Origin of the sequence: Barnesiella sp. (assembly GCF_022723415.1) — a bacterium.
Lineage (GTDB): Bacteria > Bacteroidota > Bacteroidia > Bacteroidales > Barnesiellaceae > Barnesiella > Barnesiella intestinihominis.
Map to the genome: position 1 here is coordinate 1 of NZ_JAIJHU010000136.1, position 1,585 is coordinate 1,585.

The 1,585-nt window shown below is 45.6% G+C and carries 1 protein-coding gene; it reads left to right on the top strand.

Going from position 1 to position 1,585, the window contains the following annotated elements; genetic code table 11:
* Positions 1–1,407, top strand: a 1,407-nt coding sequence (locus QVD32_RS13110) for an AAA family ATPase (RefSeq protein ID WP_287710382.1), incomplete at its 5' end; no start/stop codon positions are given.
* Positions 1,408–1,585: the final 178 nt, after the last annotated feature.

The following is a 1,585-nucleotide window of genomic DNA, read 5'->3' on the forward strand; positions in this document are numbered from 1 at the left end:
CATTGCAACACAGAGTTTAACTACTTCTGCGATGTGTATGCACAATATCTGCCTGCCAACATCAAAGAAGAGATGAACAGGAAGGATGGCGCAGTAGAACAGTTGGACTATCTTTGCAAGGAATGTAAGAAGACAGGACAGAAAGTGTATCTCTTTATTGATGAGTACGACCATTTCACGAATACTATCCTGGCAGAACCAGACTGTCTCAACAATTATCAGGCAGAAACTCATGGCATGGGTTATCTCCGTAAGTTCTTCGACACCATCAAGTCAGCTACCGATTCCACCTTAGAGCGGGTTTTCGTAACGGGCGTCAGTCCTGTTACCATGGACGATCTGACCAGCGGTTTCAACATCGGCACCAACTATTCCCTTTCATACGAGTTCAACGAGATGACGGGCTTTACGGAGGAAGAGGTGCGCGAAATGCTCACTTACTATACCGAAACCCTCCATCTCCACAACTACACCGTGGATGAATTGATAGACCTGATGAAACCATGGTACGATAACTATTGTTTTGCAAAGGATTCATACGGTGAAACCACCATGTACAATTCCAACATGGTGCTCTATTTCATCGATAATTATATCAGAAATCGAGGAAAACTTCCTAAGAATATGATAGAGGAAAACATCCGACTGGATTACAACAAGCTCCGTATGCTCATCCGCAAGGACAAGGAGTTTGCCCACGATGCCTCTATCATCCAGCAACTGGTAGAAAACGGCTTTGTGGCTGGCGAGCTCAAGACCGGCTTTCCTGCCGAGCAGATAGGCGACCCGGATAATTTCGTGAGCCTGCTCTACTACTTCGGCATGGTTACCATCGCAGGAAATTATCAGGGAAAGACCAAGTTCGTGATACCAAACGAGGTGGTGCGAGAGCAGCTGTTCAAATACCTCCTAGACACATACAAGGAGAACGACTTGAAATACGATTCCTACGAAAAAGGAAACTTAGAAAGTGCCTTGGCATATTGTGGAGAATGGAAGCCTTATTTTGAATATATCGCCGACAGTCTGCATAAATATTCATCCCAGAGAGATCATCAGAAGGGAGAATATTTCGTGCACGGATTCACGCTTGCCATGACTTGCGACAACAAGTTCTACCGTCCGATATCCGAAAAGGACACCCAGGAAGGCTATGCCGATATCTTCCTCTGTCCGCTTGTTGACAACTTCAGCGATATGCAGCATTCCTACATTGTAGAGTTCAAGTATGCCAAGTCTAAGGATACCGCTGCGCATATAGAACAACTCAAGCAGGATGCCATCAGACAAGTGAATAGATATGCAGAAAGCGAAGTAGTAACTTCTGCAATCAAGACCACGCAGCTACACAAGATTATCATAGTGTATAAAAGCACGGAAATGGTGGTTTGCGAGGAAGTGAAATAATCACAAGGCGTACACTCCCCCCAGAACGAGGGGACGTACGCCTTGTTTCATTTATTCCCCACCCCCTTTCTCAAAATATTGATCTAATTCCTTCTTCACATCGAAGCAAGGACAGGCTTTGGCGGAAAACTCGTTGTGGCCGTGGATGGTGGCGTGAGGGAATTCCTCCTTCAGCTGA